Origin of the sequence: Streptomyces sp. NRRL WC-3549 (assembly GCF_000721935.1) — a bacterium.
Classification (GTDB): Bacteria; Actinomycetota; Actinomycetes; order Streptomycetales; family Streptomycetaceae; genus Streptomyces.
The window spans coordinates 275,892-279,133 of record NZ_KL585414.1 but is presented as its reverse complement, the minus strand read 5'-3'; the positions used below and the strand labels follow the sequence as shown (position 1 = coordinate 279,133).

Here is a 3,242-nt window from a genome sequence, read left to right as displayed (position 1 = left end):
GCGAGGTCAACCACTACGAGTCCTTCCCCACGCTCCTCGCGACGGCCCGCGCGGCGGTCGACGAGCTCGGCACCGCACAGCTGTCCGCCACCATCCCGCACACCATCTGAGGCGAAGGACGAGCACGGGTGTACAGCCGCAAGAATCAGCGCGACCTCACACGCACGGAGAAGAAGCGCCTGGTCGACGCCATCCTGGGACTCAAACGGTCGGGCAGGTACGACGAGTTCGTCTCCCTGCACCGGCAGTACTACGTCACCGACGCCGAGAGCCGGCCGAGGCCCGCCCACATGACCCCGTCGTTCTTCCCGTGGCACCGCAGATACCTCCTGGAGTTCGAGAAGGCGCTGCAGACGGTCGACGCCGGGGTGACCGTCCCGTACTGGGACTGGACCCGGGACAACACCCCGGCCGCCTCCCTCTGGGCGGACGACTTCCTCGGCGGCAACGGCCGGGCCGGCGACCGGCAGGTCATGACGGGGCCGTTCGCGTACGCCCGGGGCGACTGGAGGATCCGCGCGGGGGTCACCGAGGACCGCTTCCTGCGGCGCGACTTCGGCCGCCCGTCGGCACCGGTCACCCTGCCCACCAAGGCCGACGTGGACCGGGCCCTCGGCGACCCCGTCTACGACGCCGCCCCCTGGAACAGCGTCAGCACCACCGGATTCCGCAACCGGATCGAGGGCTGGGGCATCCGGGGGACCCGGGACGTCGGCAACCACAACCGGGTGCACCGCTGGATCGGCGGGTCGATGGCCGGTGCCGCGTCACCCGACGACCCGGTCTTCTGGCTGCACCACGCCTACATCGACCTGCTCTGGACCCGCTGGCAGAAGGCCCACCCCCGCTCCCGCTACCTGCCGGACCGCGCGCCCGCGGCGGACGACCCGCAACGGGGCCGGATCTTCGCGCTCGACGACCCGATGCCGCCCTGGGACGTGAAGCCCTCGCAGCTCCTGGACCACAGCAGCCTCTACCGGTACGTCTGAACCACCGGGACCCGCCCCGGCACCGGAAACGGACCGGGCCTCCCCACCCCCGCCGGAGCGGGGAGGGAAGGCCCGGGGTGCGTCGGATACGGGGCTCAGTAGCCGTACCCGTAGTCACCCTCGTCGTCGTGGTCGTCCGACACGTTCGCGCAGGAGTTCCCGAAGACCGGGTTCAGCAGGGCGATGACGTTGACGGTGTTGCCGCAGACGTTGACCGGGACGTGCACGGGCACCTGCACGGCGTTGCCCGAGAGCACACCGGGGGAGTGGGCGGCGACGGCCTCGGCGCCGGCGTCGGCGGAGGCGAAGCCTGCGCCACCGGCGATCAGCGCGCCGGTGCCCGCCATGACGACGGCTGCCTTCGAGATGCGGGACATCAGTTCTCCTTGGAGGGGATCGGAACCGGCCACCGAACGTGCGCCGGCATGCCCTGACAACGCGGAAGTCGACAGACGGTCACGGACCGGAGCAAAAGTCGTAATCCAGGATCATCTCCGGCCCACGGCCGGCAACCCCGCGGACGGGAGGGAGCTCAGCCGGTCGCGCCAGTCCCGTGCGGCCGGGAAACGGGTCTTCACCGTTCGCGCCGCCCGGTCCCGCACCGCCACCTGGGACTCGCGCAGCCTCAGGAGCGGCTCCAGGGAGGAACGGGCCAGCAGCAGACGCTGGTTGACCACCGGCTCGGGGCCCCACTGCCCCTTGTGCTGCTCCGAGCCGCGCAGCAGGCTGAGCACTCCGCCGCCCGAGTCGGCCGCCTGCCGCGCCAGCTCCCGCAGCAGCATCGCCGACACGTCGACCTTGCGCTCCCGCAGGCGCGGATCCACCCCGTAGAGATAGCCGCCGGTCAGGCCGGCTGACACGAGGGACAGGTCGGCCGCCACCACCTCCCCGTCGAGCAGGAACTCCCGGACCGCGGCCTCGCCGTCGCGGACCATCCGACGGGCCGAGCGCACCAGATGGGCGCGGAAGCGGGGGCGCAGATGCTCGGGGTTGACGCCCCGGCCCCGCCACTGGAGCTCGTGCAGCCGCAGCAGGGTGCACACGCCGCCGGCCACCCGGTCCTCGGGCAGGGCCCGGCACTCGATGCCCAGGGCGTCGATCCTGCGCAGCTTGGCCCGGGCCCGCTGGGCGCGGGAACCCGGCAGCCGGGCGACGAGCTCGCCGACCGGCTCGGCGGGCAGTTCCATGCAGGTCGAGTCGGTCAGCCGGGCGCGGGCACCGGACCACGCATCGAACAGCAACTGGGCCGAGGCGCCCGGCCGTACCTCCCGGAGGTCCACCACGCTGTGCGACGCCGCCCGGCGCAGTCCGCGCTCCAGCGCCCCGACCGCCTCCCGCGTCCACGCGGCGTCGACGAGGACGTCGGAGAAGTCGGAGATCGCACCGCCCATCGGGACCAGCAGCGGCATGGGCCGGTGGACGAGCATCAGCGGCGCGGCGCCGATGAGCCGGCCGTCCCGGCGCGCGAGCAGGACCCGCAGCCGCCCGGGGACGCCGTACGACAGCCACCAGGAATGGAGCCAGGCGTGGCTCTGGAACGGTGTGGCGGACGGGCACCGGCGGTGCAGCGCGTCCCACTCACCAAAGAGCGCGGAGAACTCCCGCGGATCCCGGCACAGGGTCACCCGGACACGGCCGTGGCGTTCCGCGGTCATGCCACGAGCTCCCGTTCGCCGGTGTGGGCCGCCCCGCCGCCCTGGGCCGGCCCCGGGACCGGGGCGGTGACACCCCGGCGCCCCGGACGCGGCCGTACGAGCAGGACGAGTCCGCCGACCAGCCCTCCGGCGCTCGCCCCCACCGCCGTGCCGAGCGCCGCGGAGGGGGAGACGGGCTCGGCGGGGGCGACGGCGTGCGAGAGCTCGATCAGCTGGACCCCGGTCTCCTCGGCGACGTGACCGGCCCCGGCGGCCACGGCCTCGGTGACCGCGTTGGCGATGTCGGCGGCCCGGTCCGGATCGGACGACGTACCGGTGACCGCGATCATGGGCGAGTCGGGGGAGGTCTCGGACCGTACGTGGGCACGCAGTTCGCTCATCGGCTCGCCGGCCGCGCCCCGGGCGTAGGCGAGCGTCGCGTCGCTGGTCGCCAGCCGGCCGTACGACTGGGCGTACCCCAGCGCCGCCGCGGGGTCGATGCCCTTGTCCGCCGTCACCACGGCGTAGCCGGTCGCGGCGTACTGGGGGGTGGCGAGCAGCCCGTACCCGAGCCCGCAGGCCGTTCCGAGCAGGACGCAGGCGGGCAGCGGCCACCAGC

At 73.8% G+C, this 3,242-nt stretch carries 5 protein-coding genes; 2 read left to right on the top strand and 3 right to left on the bottom strand.

What is annotated here, in order from left to right:
* Both IH13_RS0122630 and IH13_RS0122625 read left to right on the top strand, forming a co-directional pair.
* Positions 1-110 (top strand): tyrosinase family oxidase copper chaperone (locus tag IH13_RS0122630; RefSeq protein WP_031087236.1); only part of this gene is annotated, 110 nt, incomplete at its 5' end.
* An 18-nt stretch (positions 111-128) separates the two neighbouring features.
* Positions 129-989, top strand: a complete 861-nt coding sequence (locus tag IH13_RS0122625; RefSeq protein ID WP_031087234.1) for a tyrosinase family protein — start codon at positions 129-131, stop codon at positions 987-989.
* 95 nt (positions 990-1,084) lie between these two features.
* Here the strand turns inward: IH13_RS0122625 and IH13_RS0122620 are convergent, their stop codons facing one another.
* The 3 genes from IH13_RS0122620 to IH13_RS0122610 all read right to left on the bottom strand — a co-directional run.
* The gene (locus IH13_RS0122620; RefSeq protein ID WP_031087233.1) at positions 1,085-1,366 is read right to left on the bottom strand and encodes a chaplin; all 282 of its coding nucleotides are present in this window, start codon (positions 1,364-1,366) and stop codon (positions 1,085-1,087) included.
* Positions 1,367-1,477: 111 nt separating this feature from the next.
* The gene (locus IH13_RS0122615; RefSeq protein WP_031087231.1) at positions 1,478-2,644 is read right to left on the bottom strand and encodes a GNAT family N-acetyltransferase; all 1,167 of its coding nucleotides are present in this window, start codon (positions 2,642-2,644) and stop codon (positions 1,478-1,480) included.
* Positions 2,641-3,242 (bottom strand): YveK family protein (locus IH13_RS0122610; protein ID WP_031087229.1); only part of this gene is annotated, 602 nt, incomplete at its 5' end. The genes IH13_RS0122615 and IH13_RS0122610, both read right to left, overlap by 4 nt.